A 19802-nucleotide genomic window follows, 5' to 3' on the forward strand; every position below is an offset into this window, starting at 1 on the left:
AGGCATTGCCCTAAAACGTTTCTAAATTGCATTTTTAAGGCGCTATTACTCGCCAATTTTGCCTAATTTGCCTCCATATGCAATCTTTTGAAATAGATAAATCGGACCTGCTGCGCATTAAAACCGCGCTTGAAGGGGATGATGCTGGTTTAGAGGTGGTTCTGCAAGAGTACCACGCCTCTGAAATAGCTATCCTATTTGAAAAGCTGCCGCAAGAAGCCAAGGAGCGCATCATTAACATGCTGCCGGCTGATATCGCCTCGGAGGTATTGTCCGAAATGACAGAGGAGTCGCACCCGGAGGACTTGTTGCTGAACATGCATCCCGATAAGCGGTCGGACATTGTTGAGGAACTGGATTATGACGATGCTACGGATATTATTTCGCAGCTGGAAGAGCATGAGCAGCACGAGATCCTGCAGGATATTGATCAGGAGGATGCCCACAATATCCGCGCGCTTTTAAAGTACGACGAGGACACTGCGGGAGGTCTGATGAACTCCGAAATTATCAAGGTGAACATCAACCTCGATAAAAAAGAAGCGCTGGAAGAGATCATCCGCCAATCGGAAGAGATGGAGGAGTTTTACACTATTTACGTGGTGGATGATGAAAACGTGTTACAAGGCATACTTTCCATCAAATCAATTATAAAAGCTCGTTCAGACGCTCGCGTAAGCGACCTGGTAGATAAAAACTTTATCTACGTAAAGGCAGAACTCGACCAGGAGGATGTTGCCGGCCTGATATCGCAATACAATCTCACTACCATCCCCGTGGTGGACGATAATATGAAACTGCTGGGCCGTGTTACGGTAGATGATATTATCGACGTAATGGAGCAGGAGAGTACCGAGGATATCCTGAAGATCTCCGGCGTATCCGAAGACGAGGAATTAAGCGGTAACTGGAAAGAGGCCGTAAAAAGCCGCTTACCCTGGCTGGTTATCAATTTGGGCACGGCATACCTGGCGGCATCCATCATCAGGCATTTTGATAGTACAGTATCGCAATTACCGCAGATAGCGGCATACATGACCATTATTGCCGGTATGGGTGGGAACGCCGCCACGCAATCATTAGCGGTAACTGTCCGTAGGATCTCTTTAAGCGATCTGAGCGATGCACAGGCCTACAATACTGTGCTGAAAGAGTTTTTGGTAGGTTTGTTAAACGGTGCAGCCAACGGATTAATTGTTTTTGCCATCGCCATGTTTTATGATGCCGACCCGTTACTTGGCCTGGTACTGTTTTTGGCCATGACAGGTAACCTGGTGATAGCCGGCTTAACGGGTGCATCCATCCCGCTGGTGCTGAAAAGGGTAGGGATAGACCCCGCGGTGGCATCATCCATTATCATTACTACCTTTACAGATTGTGCCGGCTTTTTGCTGCCCCTGTGGCTGGCAAGTAAGTTTTTACTGCATAGTTAGCGCAAAATAATTTTTATTATAAATTTGACCCATCAAAATACCTATATAGAGATGACTGAAGTACGTTACAACTGGACACACGACGAAATAGCAGAAATATACCACGCTCCCTTGCTTGACCTGGTTTACCGGGCGGCAAGCATTCACCGCGAAAACAAAGATTACGCCGAGGTGCAGATCAGCTCGCTGATCTCTATCAAAACAGGCGGTTGCCCCGAGGATTGCGCTTATTGTCCGCAAGCCGCGCGTTATAATACAGGTGTGGATGTACACGCCATTATGCCTAAGGAAGAGGTAATTGCCGTTGCGCAAAAAGCAAAGAACGGCGGTGCAAGTCGCCTTTGCATGGGCGCTGCATGGCGCGAGGTACGCGATAACCGCGATTTTGACAAAGTGATTGATATGGTTAAAGCCGTAAACGCCATGGATATGGAAGTTTGCTGCACACTGGGCATGCTTACCGAAGGACAGGCGCAAAGATTAGCCGATGCAGGCCTGTATGCCTACAATCACAATTTAGACACCTCTGAAGACGATTATAAACGCATCATTACCACCCGTACATACGACGATCGCCTGCAAACATTAGAGCATGTGCGCAAAGCAAAGATCTCGGTATGCAGCGGTGGTATTATCGGCCTTGGCGAAACCGTTGCTGACAGGGTTTCCATGCTGAAGACCTTATCCAACATGCCAAAGCACCCCGAATCTGTGCCGATCAACGCCTTGGTACCGGTTAAGGGTACACCACTGGCAGATCAGCCAAGGGTATCTGTTTGGGATATGGTAAGGATGATCGCAACGGCCCGCATCGTGATGCCGAAGACCGTAGTAAGGCTTTCTGCAGGCCGTACCGAAATGAGCACATTGGAGCAGGCATTTTGCTTTATGGCGGGTGCAAATTCCATTTTTGCGGGCGAGAAACTACTCACCACGCCAAATCCATCTTTTGATGAAGACATGGCCATGTTCGAACTGTTGGGCTTAACACCACGCAAAGCCTTTAAAGACGGCAGGCCGAATGTTTCCAAAGAAATAAAGGAAATGAGCATAAATGAGGTGATATAAAACTGTATAGATGAAACAGATTTTTGTTGGGTTGGCGCTATTATGTTCGGTTGTTTTGGCAAAGGCTCAAACCAAAATCAACCTGCCGCTCAAACACGAATTGGACAGCATCTATGTTCTCGACCAAAAGTACCGCGAGCTGGCATCTATAAAACTGGATAGCAACCAGGTGGATTCCTTGTCGAAGCTTTACCATCTGAGTAAAAAGAATCTTACTTTTGGGTTGATGTCGCTGCAGTCAAAGATCGATTCTACAAATTTAAAACGTATAGAAGAGATCATTGTGCAGTACGGCTATCCCGGCAAATCGTTAGTGGATACGCCGACTAACGAAGCCGTGTTTTACGTTTTGCAGCACTCTACCGTTATTGATAAATACTTACCACTGGTAGAGAAAGCGGCTAAAGCCAAAGAACTCCCGTTTCACCTTTACGCCATGATGAAGGACCGCTCGCTGATGTATAATAAGCAGGAGCAGATATGGGGTTCGCAGGCGAGAGGGCAGTCTATCATGAACAAAACAACCCGCCAAAACGAGTTCAAATTCTTTATTTGGCCAATAGCCGATCCGCAAAACGTGAACAAGCGGCGCAAGGAAGCTGGCTTTAAACAAAACGTTGAAGAGAATGCAAAACGGTTAGGGATTACCTACAAGATTTATACCCTCAGCCAGGCGCTCAATAACGAAATAGAATAAGCTTTCCGTAGCAAAACAAAATGCCACAATATCTCTTTTATACTCAAAAAAAGAAATATTATGGCATTTGACCAATACCACGAACCACCCGAAGAACTATCCGACAAAACCAGAACCTTCGCGCGCATGATCGTTTCTCTCGGTGAGGAAGCTGAAGCGATAAACTGGTACGAGCAGCGCATCTCGGTAGAAAAAGATAAACAGGCAAAAGCAATTATGCAGAACGCTCAGCACGAAGAGTTTAAACACTTTGGTATGGACCTGGAGTTTTTGCTTCGCCAGAAACCCGTTTGGCGCAAAACCCTGCAAGCTATTTTGTTTAAAGAAGGCGATATTGTAGAATTAGGCGAAGAGGGCGAAGAAGCGTCGGAATAGATTAATATTCGATTTTTTATAATCGAATATTAGAAATGCCTATTTTCATAACATGAAAATTTTATGGTGCTGGCGGTGCAAAACGGAAGTGCCGATGCTCGATGACGAAGAAATGCTAATAGCACGGAATCTATATTCCGCCGCTTTCAAGAATGCTCATCATGACCGTTTTAAGCCGTTATTAGATTATTATAATCAAGTGACCGGTTTCGCTGAAACCAACCATAATGCCGTAATGCACCACATCGTTGGTTTATATGGGCCTGCTTGCGAGGTTTGTTCTAAACCATATAGAACGCCGCAGGCTGCCTTTTGCGCTGCTTGTGGCAATAAACGGATTGACTACAGTCATGCCTAAATACATCACTTTATTTAATCTCCTGTTTTCCTTAAACCCCGCCTCCGCATAAAACAACATTATCGTTCTCCAACCCGATTTTGGCTTAAAAGATGGCGCGGTATCAGCTATGAAGCATAATGCTCAGAGCTAAACTTTTTGTACCTTACGTATAAGTATCCGGTATTCAAACAGGTGAACTCCAAAGGTTTAATCACACCGAAATAATCAGTGTAATCCCCTCTCTCCAATAGGTGTAATCACCCTAAATCAATAGCTTAACAATAAGTTAATAAAGTGTGCATAACTTATTGAAACTTAACTCACACCTTTGAGCGTATAATTATAACTTAACAAACATTCACTTACACTACAAACACTTATGAATTATTTCTTTAAAGCGAAATTCTCGTTGTTGCTATTGGCAACAGCAGGCGTATTGGCCACGGGCTGCCAAAAAAATGAAGGCGTTAAAACCGAAAAAGCCGACACGGAAACCGTTGCGTTAAAAACAGACGCGGTTACTTTAACCCAAGGTTTTGAAGTTGGCGCAACCAGCCCAAAAACAGCCTACGATGTATCGCCAACCGGCTCATCAAGCGGCGACAATGTTACCCTGTCGGGCAATTCCTGGAACGTGTACGATGCTCTGATTGGTAACCTGGCGGCTGATAAAAGGGCCGGATCATGGTCTGCACGCATCCGCAACACGGGTAAAATTACCATGCTGTACAATTTAACCACCGGCATCAGCAGCGTTACGGTTAAACATGCCACGTACGGCACCGACGGTAACAGCACCTGGGGGCTGTTTTACTCTACAAATGGCGGCAACAGCTGGACTCAGGCCGGCAGCAATGTTACCACCGGCACAACGCTTGTAACACAAACATTCACTTTTGCAGTTACCGGTACAGTGCGCTTAGAGATTCGCAAACTAACTGGCGGCACCAACCGGATCAATATCGACGATATCACAGTGAATGATAACGCTGGTGGCGGCACAGGCGGCGGCACGGTACTTACGGGTAAGAAATTCCTGTTTGATGCCAGCCACCTGGAAAATGCAGGCAGTGCCGATTGGCAAATTGATGCCGACGGCACCGAGAACGTGCCGATGTACACCGGCGGTACTACCGTAGAAACCAAGGCACAGCGTTACCCAACACCATCATACACCGGCATTACCTCAACCACTGCCGAAAACTACTGGAAAGGCGCCATGTCTGCCTGGGCGGTTGAATTGGTTAAAAAAGGCGAACTGGTAGAAACTCTGCCCGTTGGTACAGCACTTACTTACGGTAATGCATCAAACCCGCAGGATCTGAGCAATTATGATGTTTATGTGGTAATAGAGCCGAACCGCTTATTCACCGCGGCCGAAAAAACAGCCATCATGACCTTCGTGTCAAACGGTGGGGGGCTTGTTATGGTTGCAGATCATACGGCGGCTACAACAGCCGGTACTGATGCAAATGGCTACAATCCGTCTGACCGCGACGGTGATGGCTACGATTCGCCCCGCGTTTGGAACGATCTGATGACAAATAATGGTATTAACAACAACAATCCTTTCGGTTTTACCGTAAACTACGTTGATATCAGCGAAGGGCCGTCAACCAACGTGTACACAGGCACCAATGCCAACGCTACACTTGTTTTAAATGGTGCTGCAGGCTCTGCTACCAAGCTGGCTTTTTATAATGGCGCTACGGCTAATTTAACTCCTGCTACCAATGCAACGGTGCAGGGCTTGTTCTGGCGCAATAGCGCAACCAACGGTGGTACGGCTAACGCAATGGCGCTATTGGCCACTTACGGTACAGGCAGGGTGTTCTTTATAGGTGATAGCTCACCATCTGACGATGGTACCGGCGATACCGGCGATAACCTGTTTAACGGTTGGAGCGGCGATTCGCCTTCAGGCTTCACCTCGCATCCGGCACTGCATTTGAACGCGGCACTATGGGCGGCTAAGGCACAATAAAAAGGATATTCAAGATCAGTTTTCGTTTATATAGTTCAAAGCGGCGGGCCTTAAAAACCCGTCGCTTTTGTTTTACCAAGCTATGGTAACGATGTTATTTCGCTTTGATATAACTATAAGTAATTGTAGAGTTACTAACGGAACCGCCTGTTGTAGATGCTTGCACAACGGTTGGGTAACCATTGGAATCATACGTATTATTGTAAACGGTAGGGACTACAGTGCCATCACTTGTGACGTAAGAACTTTTAATAATTTCGTTTTTGTTGGCAAATTGAAGGTCGGGTAATATCCATTTATAACCGCTATACAAATAGGGGTTCTTCCTGGTGCCGTACTCGCGGGTAAAATTAAAGTAGTATTCCTTAACACCCGCACTTGTGAGATGCTCGTTATTCTCGGTTGTATTATTGCCGTTTATATAAGCATAGGCAACTGTACCTTTTCCTTCCGATGGGATAGTTGTTATTACATGATTGGTAACAACCAGATTTGCCGTTGTAATGGCTATGTTGTGAAAGTCGGAGGCGTTGGCGGGCATCGAATAAGCTACAGACACGGGTGCGTTGTCTTTGTAGGTATAGTCAAATATGGATATAGTGCCTTCCCTTGTAATGGTTGATTTGATGAGGTTACCTTGTCCGTCGTATATGTAAACATGGTCTGAGTTTGGACCGGCATGATCGTCATAGCGCTCGTGCATTGCGGTCATCTTGTTGCTATTGTCATACTCGTAAGTTAACACCACCCGGATAGTTCTTCCGCCAGTATTTTCAATTGTTGTTACCGATTCAACAAGCTGTTTTACCTCCTGAGCTGGCGTTGGCTCATTGCTGTCGTTTTTGCAGCCGAATAACATAATACAGATAAAAGCGAATAGTAGGGTTTTCTTCATTTGACAAGGATTAGTGGCGCAAGATAGCAAATAAATTTAGCCGGCATCCCAAAACAAACCCCGCACTTTGAAGTTACCATGATATAAACTACGTCACACCCAATAAATATAACCGTTATGAAAAACTTTGAAACCTTAGTGGATGCCACTAACGACCTCACCAAACGCGGATACGAAGCCAACCTTAGCCTGGAAGGCGACACTATAGATGATAAATCTAAGGATATACATATGACAGCCGACGACTTCGAGATAGACGAGTTCTACCGTTTCGAAGGGCAAAGCAACCCGTCAGACATGTCGATAGTTTACGCCATCAGTTCATCAAAATACAATCTGAAGGGTATCCTGATAAATGCTTACGGTACTTATGCAGATGATAGTTCATCAGCTATATCGGCAAAATTGCACCATAACCAGGTAAGTACTAACCTACACGGCAGCGACAGGCCGGTTGAGTAAGTTGATAAGTAAAAAGTCAAAATTCAAAAGTAAAAAGCTTGTTATGCGATCTGTTTTGAATTTTGACTTTTTATTTTTGATTTAAAGCTGCCAGTAATTTCTTTCCCCTTACCTGTATGGCAGGCCCGCCCGTGCGCATCAGGAACTCCAATTGATTGGCCAGTTCCTCGGCTATCCAGTCGTAACGCTCACTCAGGTTAAACAGGGCGTCAGCGGCAAACACTTTTACAGCCGGTTTTACTTTAGGGTGTATTATCCAATCGAAAAATTGCTCTACAGTATCTTCCAGGTCTATTTCTTCCAAAGCAGCCTTTACCACATCAGGTGCATTAGGGGCCGTCATAAACATCATAATGCGGGCGTAGTGCCGTTTGCAGCTTTCGTTGTTCACCTCTGTAATGCGCGAAAGGAAGTGCTTTAAATTGGCAGAGTATCTTACTATATCGCTCAGCATTACGCTATCCAGCAGCCACATAGCGCGGAAACCGAGGATTTTATCCTGGTGAAATGTGAGGTCGATCAAATCATCTACACTTAAAGCCTGCTCATTTACAATGGCCGTTAATTTGGCGATTTTGGTTTTGCCAAAGGTTTTGTAAAGTTCCTGTATGAGCTGATCTTTGCTGAGCATCGGGTTGATATCGAAAAACTAAATTTAGGAAAAAATAAGACCGCGCTAAACAAAAAGAAGTAAAACTTTACAACCTTTAAACATTATAGCCTTGCAACAACTTCAACAAAAAGTATACATTTGTCGGGTTAAAAATTTGTTAGTTCATGGTTAAATTCAACCGTTTCACACTGGATAATGGCCTTAGGGTTATTGTTCACGAAGATAGTACCACGCCTATGGCGGTGCTTAACATCCTATATGATGTAGGCGCCCGCGACGAGGATCCGGAGCAGACCGGATTCGCGCATCTGTTTGAGCACCTGATGTTTGGGGGCTCGGTAAACATCCCTAACTACGATGCTCCTTTGCAACGGGTAGGGGGCGAAAACAACGCCTTTACCAGCAACGATATCACCAATTATTATATCACACTGCCATCCGCCAACCTCGAAACCGCCTTTTGGCTGGAGAGCGACCGGATGCTTAGCCTTGCCTTTAGTAAGAAAAGCCTTGAGGTTCAGCGTAATGTGGTAATAGAGGAGTTTAAACAGCGCTACCTCAACCAACCTTACGGTGATGTTTGGTTGAAGTTGCGCCCTATGGTTTACAAGCAGCACCCGTACCGTTGGGCCACCATCGGAAAAACTATAAAGCATATAGAAGATGCTCGTATAGAGGATGTTAAAGCCTTCTTTAAGAAGCATTACAACCCGCAAAACGCCGTTATGGTAGTAGGCGGTGATGTAAAGACCGAAGACATAAAAGTGCTCGCCGAAAAGTGGTTCGGCCCAATACCAAAAGGGGAGAAGTACATCCGCCAACTGCCGCAGGAAGCCCCTCAGCAGGAGGAGCGCCGCGATACGGTTACCGCCAAAGTGCCTCTGAATGATGTATATATAGCTTTCCAAATGGAGGGCAGGCTGCACGAGAGCTTCCACGCGGTGGAGCTGATGTCGGATATTTTGTCGCGCGGAAATTCTTCGAGGCTTTATAAAAGTTTGGTTAAGGATAAGCAATTGTTCAGCGAGGTACACGCCTACATTACCGAAAGCATGGATAAGGGCATGTTTGTAATGCAGGGCAAACCGGTTGCCGGCGTAAGCACCGGGCAAGCGGAAGCAGCCCTTTGGCAGGAACTCGAAAAGCTGAAGAACGAAGAAGTACCAGCAGATGAATTGACCAAAGTGAAGAACAAAACCGAATCTACCATGGTGTTTTCGGAGATGTCGCTTTTGGATAAGGCGATGAATCTGGCGGTTTACGAACTGATGGGCGACGCGGATAATTTTAACCAGGAAGCAGCTAAATACCTGGCAGTTACGCCCGCGGCTGTCAAGGAACAAGCCAATCTGCTGTTCCATAAAGATAACTCTTCTACGCTGATCTACCTGGCGGAGAAGGTAGAAGAATTAGTTGAAGCAATAAGCTAATTACATCATCATTAATTATTGATAATGAGTGTTTTAAATAGAAAACAAGCGCCACAGTTTAACGGCGTCGAAAATATAATTTTAATAAAGCCGGAACATAAAAAGCTGGCCAACGGGTGCAATGTTTACGCCTTCAACTCTGGTGGCCAGGAGTTGGTACGCATAGAATGGATCTTCGGTAATCCGCGGTTTAACCCGGATAAACCGCTGTTGAATGTAGCTGTAAACACCCTGCTCACCGATGGCACGGGAAATATGACCGCCGCCCAAATAGCCGATCATATTGATTTTTATGGAGCGTTTCTGCAGGTAGATTACAGTTACGACCACTCGCAGGTCACATTGTATACGCTTACCAAACATTTGGCAAGCACGCTGCCGGTAATTAAAGATATTATCACTAATTCTGTTTTCCCGGAGAAGGAACTGGAAACCTTCGTGCGTAATCAGCAGCAAAAATTGCAGGTTAGCTTGCAAAAAAACGATTTTGTAGCCCGCCGCATTTTTAATAAAGCTTTAAACGGCGAAACCATTTACGGCCTTGCTGCAGAGCCTGAAGATTTTAAAAGCCTCAAAAGGGAAGACCTGCTGGTGCATTTTAAACACATGTATCAGCCTGCCAACTGTACAGTGGTAATTGCCGGTAAAGTAGATGAGGCAGCGCTTGACTTGTTAAGCGATACTTTTGAAAATGGTTGGGGCAACCAGGCCACATCTGCAGATACTATGCAGCCGCCACTAAACCCATCGTCAGAACGGTTCTTTTATACCGAAAAACCTGCCGCTTTGCAATCGGCCATACGTATAGGGACGCCGTTCATTAACCGTACCCACCCAGATTTTCCGGCTGTGCAGGTATTAAATACGGTGTTGGGCGGTTACTTTGGTTCGCGCCTAATGGCCAACATCCGCGAGGATAAGGGGTATACTTACGGCATTGGCTCCGGCATGACCTCCTTTAAGCAAACCGGCTCGTTCTTCATCGCCTCGGAAGTTGGCGCTGATGTATGCCGCTCGGCAGTAACAGAGATAGAGAAGGAGGTAAACCTGCTAAAAACCGAGTTAATAGCCGAAGACGAGCTTTCGCTGGTGCGCAACTTTATGCTGGGCTCGCTTTTGGGCAGCCTGGAGAATGTTTTCTCACATGCCGATAAGTTTAAAAACCTCTATTTCGCAGGGCTTGATTACGATTATTACGAACGATATACATCTACCGTAAAAAACATCACCGCCGAGGAGTTACAAGCATTAGCCAATAAATACTGGGATTTTGAAAACTTTTATAAAGTGATAGTAGGGAAGTATTAATTTGAAGATTTGGTAATTTGAAGATTTGAAAATGGACTTAAACCTGTTTTCAAGTCTTCAAATTGAAATCCCAAAGTCATTTTCAAATTAATCTTATTTTCAAATTCTCAAATTCCATAATTAATGCTACCTTTGCCCGGCAAATAATAACTCCAAAATAATTATTTGCTATGCAGTTAGACCCATCTAAATTTGTTGCCGAAGGATTAACTTACGACGACGTTTTACTACTCCCCGCTTATTCAGAAGTATTACCGCGCGAAGTTAACACGAGTACTTTTTTAACAAAAACTATCCGTTTAAACATTCCTATCCTGTCGGCAGCGATGGATACGGTTACCGAGGCTGGCTTAGCCATTGCTATTGCGCAAGCCGGCGGTATCGGCATACTGCACAAAAACATGACCATACAGCAACAAGCCGACGAGGTGCGTAAAGTAAAACGCTCTGAAAGCGGCATGATACAGGATCCGGTTACGTTGCTGGAAGACGCCTTATTGTCCGACGCCGTGAATATTATGCGGGAAAACAGCATCGGTGGTATTCCGGTTATTGATGCCGAGCACCGGCTGAAAGGTATTATTACCAACCGCGATCTCCGTTTCCAAAAAGATTTAACTGTGCCGGTTAGCGAGGTGATGACCAAAACCAACCTCATTATAGCACCAGAAGGGACCGACCTTACCGAAGCCGCTTCCATATTGCAGGCTAATAAAATAGAAAAACTGCCGGTGGTAAACGCCGCTGGTAAACTTGTTGGGTTAATTACCTATAAAGACATTCAAAAAGTAAAGAACTTCCCTAATGCCTGTAAAGACCAGTACGGCCGCCTTCGTGTTGGCGCAGCGGTTGGTGTGGCATCAGACAATATAGACCGTGTAACGGCTTTATACAACGCCGGTGTGGACGTGGTAACGGTTGATACCGCGCACGGTCACTCTAAAGGTGTAATAGAGATGGTAAAGGCCGTAAAAGCCCTTTATCCCGAACTGCAGGTTATAGCAGGCAACATTGCCACCGGCGAAGCTGCCATCGCACTTGCCGATGCAGGTGCCGATGCTGTAAAAGTGGGTATCGGTCCGGGTTCTATCTGTACCACCCGTATCATTGCTGGTGTGGGTGTTCCGCAACTATATGCCGTGTACGAATGTGCTAAGGCTTTAGAAGGCCGCGGTATCCCGGTTATTGCCGATGGTGGTATCAAACAAACTGGCGATATTGTAAAAGCTATCGCGGCCGGTGCAAGCTCTATTATGGCAGGTTCGTTATTTGCCGGGGTGGAAGAATCACCCGGCGAAACCATCATTTACGAAGGCCGTAAGTTTAAATCGTACCGCGGTATGGGTTCAGTAGAAGCCATGGCGAAAGGTTCTAAAGACCGTTACTTTCAGGACGAAACCGATGTGGTAACCAAACTGGTACCCGAAGGCATTGTAGGCCGGGTACCTTTCAAAGGCAATATGGCGGAGGTAATATTCCAGTACATCGGCGGTTTACGTGCAGGTATGCACTATTGCGGTGCCGCGAATATCGAAGACCTGCAACGCGCCAAATTTGTACGCATCACCGCTGCCGGTATGCGCGAAAGCCACCCGCACGATATTACAATTACTAAAGAGGCCCCGAATTATACGCGATAAGTTAATGGTGAGTGGTTTATTAAGTGTATAGTTAATGCTAACCCATTTAATGCAACCATTCACCTAATCAATCAACCAGCAACCATGAAAGCAATCTGTGTCTTCTGTGGCGCCAACTTTAACGGCGACCCGGTTTTAAAGCAATCAGTTGAACAACTGGCCGAAATTATGGTCGGCCGCGATATCGAACTGATCTACGGTGGCGGCAAGGTAGGCGTAATGGGAATTTTAGCCGATGCGATATTGAGCAGGGGCGGTAAAGTTACCGGTGTTATCCCACAGTTTTTGATGGATAAGGAAGTAGGGCATACCGGCATTACCCAATTGCACATTGTGGAAAACATGCACCAACGCAAGCAGCTAATGAACGATCTTTGCGATGCCATCATTATGCTCCCCGGCGGTTTTGGTACACTGGAAGAGTTTTTTGAGGTACTTACCTGGCTGCAATTAGGCTTACATAACCACCCGGTTGGGATACTAAACACGGGCGGCTTTTATGATAACCTGCTGGCACAGATGGATGTAATGGTTGAGCAGCGCTACCTGAAACCCACCAACCGCAAATTGGTTATTAGTTCTGCCGACCCGATCGAACTGATCAACCTGATGGATAAGATCGAAATAAAACCTGATGAGGTTTGGTTTAGGGACAGGAATTTGACGTAAATGCTATGTAGAGACGCAATATTTTGCGTCTTGCGCATGCAAATCGGGCATTTCGTGCGGTTGCAAATCCGTTACCCGTCCTGTGGGAGACGCAAAATATTGCGTCTCTACGATGGAATTAATTTTCCGCAGTTTCCGTCTTCACAAACATCCTTACCCTGTGAGTTGGCATAATGCTGACGATGCCGTTGGTTTCCTGCTTGTTGGATAGTACGATGTACATCTCAACATATACGCCGTCCTTCACAAAATTATCTTTCCGTTTAAACCGCCCGGTTTCTATCAAGGCAACATCATTTACCGAGCCACTTGTTTCGGCTTTGCCAAAAAATGCTTCAGCCTGCTTTTTAATGGTTTGATACTTGTCGATATAGGGTTGGAGGGCGGTTAAAGGTTGCTTCACCGTTTGGCGATTTTTGGCAAAATTCGTGTCGTCCCATTCATATAAAATGTAATTGATGGTAGAATCTTTTACGTTGGGGAAATAATATACCAGCAGGTTGGGCAATAACTTTTCCTGTCGGCGGAATATTAGGGGCTGTCCAACACCGGGTCCGTCGATGTAGGTCTCGGTGGTTTCAACGGGGATGCCTCTCGCCGCTTTTTCATAGCCGCGGGCATATTTCATGGTTTTTCCTTTGATATCGAAAACGTATTGAGCGTAGGACTGAACAGCAAAGCCAGTCACAAAAAACACCAGAAGCGCTATTTTCTTCATATTCATTTATAACGTTAGCAAAAGTAGATACTTATCTGTTAAACACGAGAACATTAAAAACTTCGATTTTTTGCGGTAAATTTTGTTGATGCAAATCAATTTATTATGCACGCATAGAATTTCCGTTTATTTTCCTAAAATTACATCACCTATTATAAATACGTATGGATCTGGAATTTAATAAGAATGAGGATGTTAACAAACAACTCGTTTACGAATTTAACACTAAGCTAAAAAAAATATTCATGGGTGGCGGCGAAAAGGCAGCAGCTAAACAAAAAGAAAAAGGCAAAATGCTTGCCCGCGAGCGTGTTGCCTACCTGCTGGACGACGATAAACCCTGGCTGGAGGTTGGCGCTTTTACAGCCGATGATATGTATGCCGAGCATGGCGGCTGTCCAAGTGGCGGCGTGGTATGCGTCATTGGCTATGTAAGCGGCAGGCAATGCGTTGTTGTGGCTAACGATGCTACGGTAAAGGCTGGTGCATGGTTCCCTATTACGGCTAAAAAGAACCTGCGTGCGCAGGAAATAGCGATAGAGAACAGGCTGCCTATTATCTACCTGGTAGATTCGGCGGGGGTGTATTTGCCTTTGCAGGACGAGATCTTCCCGGATAAGGAGCATTTTGGGCGCATTTTCCGCAACAACGCGCAGATGAGCAGTATGGGTATCATCCAGATAGCAGCTATCATGGGTTCCTGCGTGGCTGGCGGCGCGTACCTGCCCATCATGAGCGATGAAGCGATGATCGTAGAAGGCACTGGCTCGGTTTTCCTGGCGGGATCATATTTGGTAAAATCGGCTATTGGCGAGGATGTGGATAACGAAACACTTGGCGGGGCAACTACCCAGTGCGAGATAAGCGGTGTAACCGATTATAAGCATCCAAACGATAAGGCCTGTCTCGATTCTATCCGCAACATCATGAACAAGATAGGCGATTATAATAAGGCCGGCTTCGACCGGATCAAACCCGCGCCGCCAAAATTAAATGAAAAAGATATTTACGGGATTTTGCCTGATAACCGCGAGAAGGCTTATGATATGCGCGAGATCATCTTCCGACTGATTGATGATTCGGAATTTGAAGAATACAAAGCGGGTTACGGCCAATCCATTATTTGCGGGCTTGGCCGGGTGGACGGCTGGGCTGTTGGCATTATAGCCAATCAGCGTAAGGTGATCAAATCGAAAAAAGGGGAAATGCAGTTTGGCGGCGTTATCTATTCCGATAGTGCCGATAAAGCCACGCGCTTTATCATGAACTGCAACCAAAAGAAGATCCCGCTGGTTTTTTTACAGGACGTTACCGGTTTTATGGTAGGCAGCCGCAGCGAACACGGCGGCATTATAAAAGACGGCGCTAAAATGGTGAACGCCGTTGCCAATTCTGTTGTGCCCAAATTCACTATCGTGATAGGCAACTCCTACGGAGCGGGCAACTATGCCATGTGCGGCAAGGCTTACGACCCAAGACTCATATACGCCTGGCCATCAGCCAAAATAGCAGTAATGGGTGGCGCACAAGCTGCCAAAGTTTTGGTGCAGATGCAGGCAGCAGGCCTCAAAGCAAAAGGTGAAGAAGTGGACGATGTAAAAGAAGCAGAACTGCTAAAACAAACTACAGACCGCTACAACGCCCAAACCACACCATACTACGCTGCCGCCAGGCTGTGGGTAGACGGGATTATCGATCCGCTTGAAACGCGTAAAGTGATATCTATGGGAATAGAAGCTGCTAACCATGCGCCGATAGAGAAAGCTTTTAATGTAGGGATAATACAAACATGATAGGCATTGTACTCCAGTCGGGAGCAAATGATATTAAAATAATAATGGCGATGCTCGCTGTATTTGTTATTGGCGCCGGACTTACTAAGATATGGTTACGGCGCCAATTAAGAAACAGAGGCATTAAGGTGCAGGGCACCATTATAGCGCTGGAGGTGAGTTATAGCAGCGAAAACAAGCGGTTGTGGCACCCTGTGTTTCAGTATACTACGCTTGATAATGAAGTTGTAACCCATCGTAGTGCTTTGGGATATAGTCCCTGTCCTTATAGTGAAGGTGATAGCATATTCATTTTATACGATTCTACAGAGAAAGACAATTTTATAGTAGACAGCTTTTGGGGTGATTTTGTAGGGTATGCCATCACGTTAGTAGGAGTGATATTGTTGATCGCCTTTTTGCAATAACTACTTTTTTCCCTATCTTCCAAACATGAAAAAAATATTTCTGCCTCTTTTGCTGTTATCTGCATTAAAACTTTCGGCGCAGGATGTGGAGAAGATCCACCGGAAAGCTATCTTAATTGATACCCATAACGATATCATCTCTAACGAACTCATCACCGGCAACGATGCCGGTAAACTGCAAACTACCGGTAATTTCGACTTGGTACGCGCCAAAACCGGGGGGCTGGATGTACAGGTTTTCTCCATCTGGTGTGGCGACCAATATGGAAATGGTACCGCCTATGCCTACGCTAACCGGGAGATAGATTCGCTGCAGGCGCTCATCAACCGCAACCCGGATAAAATGATGCTGGTTACCAATGCTAAAGAACTAAAAAAGGCCGTTAAGCAAAAGAAATTGGCTGCCATGGTTGGCGTAGAAGGCGGCCACATGATAGAGGACAGGCTTGATTATATAGATAGCCTGGTGAAACGCGGTATGTGCTACCTCACCCTCACCTGGAACAACAGCACCAGCTGGGCAACCTCGGCACGTGATGAAACCCTGCATGGCGATACGCTGCAACACAAAGGCCTAACCGAACTGGGTAAGCAAATTATACATAAACTGAACGACGCGGGGGTAATGATAGATCTCTCACACCCCGGCGAGCAAACCTTTAAAGATGTGATGGCTATAACCACCAAGCCGGTTATCGCATCGCACAGCTGCGTATATGCATTAAACCCGCACCGCCGCAACCTGAAGGACTACCAACTGAAAGCCATTGCTGATAACGGAGGAGTGGTGTTCATTAACTTCTACAGCGGTTTTATAGATAGTACCTACGAGAGCAAACACGCCGCCTTTATGGCCCGGCACAAGCCGCAATTTGATTCCCTGCGGGTGATCTATAAAGATTACGACCTCGCCAGCATCCGCCTGAACGAACTGAATAAAGGCGAGGCCGACCAGCTGCGCCCGCCGTTAAGCATGCTCATTAAGCACATCGACTATATGGTGAAAATGATGGGTGCAGACCACGTAGGTATCGGTTCAGATTTCGATGGCGCCGAATCTTACCCTTTAGGACTGGATAGCGTTACCGATTATTATAAGATCACTGCCGAACTGGTTAAAATAGGGTATTCTAAAAAAGATATCGAGAAGATATTGGGTGGCAACTTTATCAGGGTATTGAAGGCTAATAAGGGCAAGTAGGGTGATGAAGAGAATATTGTTAATCGTTTTTTTTCTCATGACTTTGATAGGTGCCCAAGGCCAGGTGCATAAGCGCTTCATCAATAAATTTGGCGAGGCCACTAAAGATTCTACCAGGGCTGTATCCTATATTCTTTACCAACACCTTCCCGATTCGTCGTGGTTTGCCATAACATACGATATGAAAAAGGTAGCTAAGCTAAAAGCAACCTACTTAGACGAAGAACTGACCATGATGCATGGAAAGGCTGTGTATTATCATACCCTATACCGCAAATATATTATGCAGGGTAAGGGTTCTTTTATTGATACTACCCTGGGTGTTAAAACAGCTGGATATTATGCTAATGGGCGCAGGGAAGGTGTGTGGGTAGATTTTTTTGATAACGGCCGGAAACACCAGATGCAAACCTTTACGGCCGATACCTTAGATGGCGAAGATGAGGCTTTTTATGAGAGTGGAAGTATTTTTCATAAAGGGGTATATGTGAAAGGGGTAAAAGAAGGCGACTGGTATAATTATTATCCGGACAGCACCGTTCATTTTAATGATTATTACAAGCGGGGGCGAAGGGTAAAATCAGACACTTACGATGTTGCTGACAGGATGCAAAGTGCCGATCCGGGTTTTAATGTTACCTACCGCATATTTAAACAGTTAAAAAAAGCTGGTTTCCCGGTTATTAAAGGGTTTGTGCCTATCTCGTTTACGGTTGGTACTGATGGCAGAATAAATAACGCCACAGCGGAGACCGATGACCTGCCATTAAAGAACGCAATAATAGACGCTCTTGTAAGCGGGCCACGTTGGTCACCGGCCAAACTGAAAAGCCAGCCGGTTGAGCAAAAAATAAATGTAATACTTATGTATCGTTATTCCGACGACGACCCAAGGTTTCCCAACTAATTTGGCACCAATAACAATGGCAATATGCTGACTAATACCTATTGCCCTGCACCGTTTTAAACCGTAAATTCGCATCATAATTTCAGAAAGAAAATAAAATGTCACAAGATACTGAACACGTTAAATGTTTGATCATAGGTTCGGGCCCGGCGGGCTACACAGCCGCTATTTACGCTTCGCGCGCCGACCTTAAACCTGTAATGTACACAGGTATGCTGGCTGGTGGCCAACTCACCCAAACTACCGATGTAGAGAACTTTCCAGGTTACCCTGATGGCATCATGGGCCCGGAGATGATGGAAGATTTTCGTAAACAGGCTGAACGTTTGGGTACCGATATCCGCTTTGGCTACGTAAGTTCGGTTGATTTTTCGTCATTACCGCACAAGGTGGTAGTTGATGAAAGCAGAACCATACTGGCCGATACGGTTATTATCTCTACCGGTGCCTCTGCCAAATGGCTGGGCCTGGAGTCGGAACAAAAATATAGTGGCTTTGGTGTTTCCGCATGCGCGGTATGCGACGGGTTCTTTTTTAAAGGAGAGGACGTAGCTATCGTTGGGGCGGGGGATACCGCTGCCGAAGAAGCTACCTACCTGGCTAAATTAGCCCGCAAGGTTTACATGATAGTTCGCCGCGACGAGTTCCGCGCTTCAAAAGCAATGGTTCACCGCGTGTTGAATACAGCCAACATCGAGATACTTTACAATACTGATACCACCGAGATCTTAGGCGATGGCCAAAGCGTTAACGGCGTAAAGGTTTGCAATAATGTAACCAACGAAACCACTGTTTTAGATGTAACCGGTTTCTTTGTCGCCATAGGCCATAAGCCCAATACAGATATTTTTAGGGGTGTGATCCATATGGATGAGACAGGTTATATTTTAACCCGCCCCGGTTCTACAGAAACCAATGTAGAAGGCGTGTTCTGCTGCGGCGACGCTCAAGACCACATCTACCGCCAGGCAGTAACTGCTGCAGGTACGGGCTGTATGGCCGCTATTGATGCAGAGCGTTACCTTGCTGCAAAAGAGCACGTGGTAACGGCGTAACTGCTAATAGAATTTTTAGATATAATAAAGGCGCTTTCCGGGTAGGCGCCTTTATTTGTTTTATATCGAGATAGTCGATCTTGTCTCCTTACCACAGCGTCATAATGTACGAAGCAATCTCTAAACTATGCATGACTGCCTTGCAATTCGCCGACATTTCTGTCGGGAGATTGCTTCCTTCCTCGCAATGACGGTGTGGTGATGTTTTTTACAATCTACTTTCGATTTTTAACTTAAACCTATCCCTCCATACTCTTCGCCGACTCCTCCACCTTCTTGGCCAGGTCTTCTTTAAAGGCTTTGAGGTTGGCAACGATATATTCATCAGCTGTAGATAATATCTGTGCGGCCAATATTCCGGCGTTCTTAGCAGCATTAAGCGCTACAGTGGCAACAGGGATGCCGTTTGGCATTTGCAGGATGCTAAGGATAGAATCCCAGCCATCGATAGAATTGCTCGATTTTACAGGCACGCCAATTACAGGCAGGTGAGTTAATGACGCCACCATACCCGGCAAATGTGCTGCACCACCTGCACCGGCTATAATTACTTTAATACCACGGTCGGCAGCGGCACGGGCGTAGCTAAACATACGGTCGGGCGTGCGGTGGGCCGATACAACGGTCATCTCATATTCTACACCCAGTTCCTTTAAAACATCCGCAGCATCCTGCATAATATTCAGATCGGATTTGCTGCCCATGATGATGGCTATTTTTGCTTGGCTCATAATTTAGTCAATAGTCTATAGATCATAGTCCATAGCAGTAGAATGTCGTTGTTTATTCAATATTAATAAAGCCCAA

The 19802-nt window shown here is 45.8% G+C and carries 20 protein-coding genes; 16 read left to right on the forward strand and 4 right to left on the reverse strand.

Going from position 1 to position 19802, the window contains the following annotated elements:
- The first annotated feature begins 77 nt into the window (after positions 1-77).
- The 6 genes from mgtE to ABIX36_RS05330 all read left to right on the forward strand — a co-directional run bounded on the left by mgtE (position 78) and on the right by ABIX36_RS05330 (position 5897).
- Positions 78-1433 carry a magnesium transporter gene (gene mgtE / locus ABIX36_RS05305; RefSeq protein WP_348081122.1) on the forward strand — a complete coding sequence of 452 codons (1356 nt, stop codon included), beginning with the start codon at positions 78-80 and terminating at the stop codon, positions 1431-1433.
- 51 nt (positions 1434-1484) lie between these two features.
- Complete coding sequence (bioB, locus tag ABIX36_RS05310; protein WP_348081123.1) at positions 1485-2501, forward strand: biotin synthase BioB; 1017 nt, start codon at positions 1485-1487, stop codon at positions 2499-2501.
- A gap of 10 nt (positions 2502-2511) precedes the next feature.
- Positions 2512-3198, forward strand: coding sequence for a DUF6624 domain-containing protein (locus ABIX36_RS05315; RefSeq protein WP_348081124.1), 687 nt, complete (start codon positions 2512-2514; stop codon positions 3196-3198).
- 60 nt (positions 3199-3258) lie between these two features.
- Positions 3259-3573 (forward strand): hypothetical protein, encoded by a 315-nt coding sequence (locus ABIX36_RS05320; protein WP_128533661.1) that lies wholly within the window; start codon positions 3259-3261, stop codon positions 3571-3573.
- Between the two features lie 94 nt (positions 3574-3667).
- Positions 3668-3931, forward strand: coding sequence for a hypothetical protein (locus tag ABIX36_RS05325; protein WP_348081125.1), 264 nt, complete (start codon positions 3668-3670; stop codon positions 3929-3931).
- A 361-nt stretch (positions 3932-4292) separates the two neighbouring features.
- On the forward strand, positions 4293-5897 hold the full coding sequence (locus ABIX36_RS05330; RefSeq protein WP_348081126.1) for a hypothetical protein: 1605 nt from the start codon (positions 4293-4295) through the stop codon (positions 5895-5897).
- Positions 5898-5991: 94 nt separating this feature from the next.
- Here ABIX36_RS05330 and ABIX36_RS05335 read toward each other — a convergent pair whose 3' ends face one another.
- Positions 5992-6792, reverse strand: a complete 801-nt coding sequence (locus tag ABIX36_RS05335; protein WP_348081127.1) for a hypothetical protein — start codon at positions 6790-6792, stop codon at positions 5992-5994.
- A 117-nt stretch (positions 6793-6909) separates the two neighbouring features.
- Here ABIX36_RS05335 and ABIX36_RS05340 point away from each other — a divergent pair, with 117 nt between their 5' ends.
- Positions 6910-7254, forward strand: a complete 345-nt coding sequence (locus ABIX36_RS05340; RefSeq protein WP_348081128.1) for a phosphoribosylpyrophosphate synthetase — start codon at positions 6910-6912, stop codon at positions 7252-7254.
- Positions 7255-7324: 70 nt separating this feature from the next.
- On the opposite strand, the gene ABIX36_RS05345 is transcribed toward ABIX36_RS05340, so the two are convergent.
- Entirely contained in the window at positions 7325-7885 is a 561-nt protein-coding gene (locus tag ABIX36_RS05345) for a hypothetical protein (RefSeq protein ID WP_348081129.1), read from the reverse strand.
- Between the two features lie 146 nt (positions 7886-8031).
- Here ABIX36_RS05345 and ABIX36_RS05350 point away from each other — a divergent pair, with 146 nt between their 5' ends.
- From ABIX36_RS05350 to ABIX36_RS05365, 4 genes are all read left to right on the forward strand, one after another.
- Positions 8032-9297 (forward strand): pitrilysin family protein, encoded by a 1266-nt coding sequence (locus ABIX36_RS05350; RefSeq protein WP_348081130.1) that lies wholly within the window; start codon positions 8032-8034, stop codon positions 9295-9297.
- Between the two features lie 24 nt (positions 9298-9321).
- Positions 9322-10605, forward strand: a complete 1284-nt coding sequence (locus tag ABIX36_RS05355) for a pitrilysin family protein (RefSeq protein ID WP_348081131.1) — start codon at positions 9322-9324, stop codon at positions 10603-10605.
- A gap of 170 nt (positions 10606-10775) precedes the next feature.
- Positions 10776-12245 (forward strand): IMP dehydrogenase, encoded by a 1470-nt coding sequence (gene guaB, locus ABIX36_RS05360; RefSeq protein ID WP_348081132.1) that lies wholly within the window; start codon positions 10776-10778, stop codon positions 12243-12245.
- An 84-nt stretch (positions 12246-12329) separates the two neighbouring features.
- Positions 12330-12914 (forward strand): TIGR00730 family Rossman fold protein, encoded by a 585-nt coding sequence (locus ABIX36_RS05365; protein ID WP_348081133.1) that lies wholly within the window; start codon positions 12330-12332, stop codon positions 12912-12914.
- A 118-nt stretch (positions 12915-13032) separates the two neighbouring features.
- Here the strand turns inward: ABIX36_RS05365 and ABIX36_RS05370 are convergent, their stop codons facing one another.
- Positions 13033-13632, reverse strand: a complete 600-nt coding sequence (locus ABIX36_RS05370) for a hypothetical protein (protein WP_348081134.1) — start codon at positions 13630-13632, stop codon at positions 13033-13035.
- Between the two features lie 164 nt (positions 13633-13796).
- Here ABIX36_RS05370 and ABIX36_RS05375 point away from each other — a divergent pair, with 164 nt between their 5' ends.
- The 5 genes from ABIX36_RS05375 to trxB all read left to right on the forward strand — a co-directional run bounded on the left by ABIX36_RS05375 (position 13797) and on the right by trxB (position 18995).
- The gene (locus ABIX36_RS05375) at positions 13797-15425 is read left to right on the forward strand and encodes an acyl-CoA carboxylase subunit beta (protein ID WP_348081135.1); all 1629 of its coding nucleotides are present in this window, start codon (positions 13797-13799) and stop codon (positions 15423-15425) included.
- 50 nt (positions 15426-15475) lie between these two features.
- Positions 15476-15832 carry a DUF3592 domain-containing protein gene (locus tag ABIX36_RS05380; protein ID WP_348081136.1) on the forward strand — a complete coding sequence of 119 codons (357 nt, stop codon included), beginning with the start codon at positions 15476-15478 and terminating at the stop codon, positions 15830-15832.
- A gap of 25 nt (positions 15833-15857) precedes the next feature.
- Complete coding sequence (locus ABIX36_RS05385) at positions 15858-17033, forward strand: dipeptidase (RefSeq protein ID WP_348081137.1); 1176 nt, start codon at positions 15858-15860, stop codon at positions 17031-17033.
- 37 nt (positions 17034-17070) lie between these two features.
- The gene (locus ABIX36_RS05390) at positions 17071-17940 is read left to right on the forward strand and encodes a hypothetical protein (RefSeq protein WP_348081138.1); all 870 of its coding nucleotides are present in this window, start codon (positions 17071-17073) and stop codon (positions 17938-17940) included.
- Positions 17941-18038: 98 nt separating this feature from the next.
- A complete protein-coding gene (gene trxB / locus ABIX36_RS05395; RefSeq protein ID WP_348081139.1) occupies positions 18039-18995 on the forward strand; it encodes a thioredoxin-disulfide reductase in 957 nt (318 codons plus the stop codon).
- Positions 18996-19234: 239 nt separating this feature from the next.
- On the opposite strand, the gene purE is transcribed toward trxB, so the two are convergent.
- Positions 19235-19726 (reverse strand): 5-(carboxyamino)imidazole ribonucleotide mutase, encoded by a 492-nt coding sequence (gene purE / locus ABIX36_RS05400; RefSeq protein ID WP_348081140.1) that lies wholly within the window; start codon positions 19724-19726, stop codon positions 19235-19237.
- Between the last annotated feature and the right edge of the window lie 76 nt (positions 19727-19802).

The sequence above is a fragment of the Mucilaginibacter sp. genome (assembly GCF_039925265.1).
In the GTDB taxonomy this organism is placed as follows: domain Bacteria; phylum Bacteroidota; class Bacteroidia; order Sphingobacteriales; family Sphingobacteriaceae; genus Mucilaginibacter.

Bases quoted from the DNA above. Each gene is read 5' to 3' on its own strand.
- ABIX36_RS05345 (WP_348081129.1), bottom strand. From the start codon at position 7,885: ATGCTCAGCAAAGATCAGCTCATACAGGAACTTTACAAAACCTTTGGC.
- ABIX36_RS05320 (WP_128533661.1), top strand. From the start codon at position 3,259: ATGGCATTTGACCAATACCACGAACCACCCGAAGAACTATCCGACAAA.
- ABIX36_RS05350 (WP_348081130.1), top strand. From the start codon at position 8,032: ATGGTTAAATTCAACCGTTTCACACTGGATAATGGCCTTAGGGTTATT.
- bioB (WP_348081123.1), top strand. From the start codon at position 1,485: ATGACTGAAGTACGTTACAACTGGACACACGACGAAATAGCAGAAATA.
- ABIX36_RS05355 (WP_348081131.1), top strand. From the start codon at position 9,322: ATGAGTGTTTTAAATAGAAAACAAGCGCCACAGTTTAACGGCGTCGAA.
- mgtE (WP_348081122.1), top strand. From the start codon at position 78: ATGCAATCTTTTGAAATAGATAAATCGGACCTGCTGCGCATTAAAACC.
- guaB (WP_348081132.1), top strand. From the start codon at position 10,776: ATGCAGTTAGACCCATCTAAATTTGTTGCCGAAGGATTAACTTACGAC.
- ABIX36_RS05390 (WP_348081138.1), top strand. From the start codon at position 17,071: ATGACTTTGATAGGTGCCCAAGGCCAGGTGCATAAGCGCTTCATCAAT.
- purE (WP_348081140.1), bottom strand. From the start codon at position 19,726: ATGAGCCAAGCAAAAATAGCCATCATCATGGGCAGCAAATCCGATCTG.
- ABIX36_RS05340 (WP_348081128.1), top strand. From the start codon at position 6,910: ATGAAAAACTTTGAAACCTTAGTGGATGCCACTAACGACCTCACCAAA.
- ABIX36_RS05335 (WP_348081127.1), bottom strand. From the start codon at position 6,792: ATGAAGAAAACCCTACTATTCGCTTTTATCTGTATTATGTTATTCGGC.
- ABIX36_RS05370 (WP_348081134.1), bottom strand. From the start codon at position 13,632: ATGAAGAAAATAGCGCTTCTGGTGTTTTTTGTGACTGGCTTTGCTGTT.
- ABIX36_RS05365 (WP_348081133.1), top strand. From the start codon at position 12,330: ATGAAAGCAATCTGTGTCTTCTGTGGCGCCAACTTTAACGGCGACCCG.
- ABIX36_RS05385 (WP_348081137.1), top strand. From the start codon at position 15,858: ATGAAAAAAATATTTCTGCCTCTTTTGCTGTTATCTGCATTAAAACTT.
- ABIX36_RS05315 (WP_348081124.1), top strand. From the start codon at position 2,512: ATGAAACAGATTTTTGTTGGGTTGGCGCTATTATGTTCGGTTGTTTTG.
- ABIX36_RS05380 (WP_348081136.1), top strand. From the start codon at position 15,476: ATGCTCGCTGTATTTGTTATTGGCGCCGGACTTACTAAGATATGGTTA.
- trxB (WP_348081139.1), top strand. From the start codon at position 18,039: ATGTCACAAGATACTGAACACGTTAAATGTTTGATCATAGGTTCGGGC.
- ABIX36_RS05375 (WP_348081135.1), top strand. From the start codon at position 13,797: ATGGATCTGGAATTTAATAAGAATGAGGATGTTAACAAACAACTCGTT.
- ABIX36_RS05325 (WP_348081125.1), top strand. From the start codon at position 3,668: ATGCTCGATGACGAAGAAATGCTAATAGCACGGAATCTATATTCCGCC.
- ABIX36_RS05330 (WP_348081126.1), top strand. From the start codon at position 4,293: ATGAATTATTTCTTTAAAGCGAAATTCTCGTTGTTGCTATTGGCAACA.